Origin of the sequence: Cobetia sp. SIMBA_158, from assembly GCF_046566945.1 — a bacterium.
Taxonomy (GTDB): Bacteria; Pseudomonadota; Gammaproteobacteria; order Pseudomonadales; family Halomonadaceae; genus Cobetia; species Cobetia amphilecti.
The window spans coordinates 1-247 of the sequence record NZ_JAWJYL010000860.1 but is presented as its reverse complement, the minus strand read 5'-3'; the positions used below and the strand labels follow the sequence as shown (position 1 = coordinate 247).

Sequence of the window (247 nt, the reverse complement as noted above, 5' to 3'; positions counted from 1 at the left end):
ATCTGCTCGCGTTTCATTATTATGGCAAGATAAAGATGATTACATTGATAACCAAGCACCTAATTTTGAAGCTAAAGATCAACAGGGCGGTTATACTGAAAAAGCAGCACGTATTCAGTTTTTATACGAAGGCGATGATTTTTCTGCTTTATTAAACTATCACACACGTGATTTAGATGGTTCACCTATCGCGTTCCGTGCAAATGTTATTGAGTCTGGTTCTAACGAATTAGTCGATAACTACGAG

The 247-nt window shown here is 37.2% G+C and carries 1 protein-coding gene; it reads left to right on the top strand.

The window, feature by feature from the left end; genetic code table 11:
• Positions 1-247: hypothetical protein (locus tag R2R70_RS22275; protein WP_410979240.1), on the top strand; the 247-nt coding region annotated here is incomplete at both ends.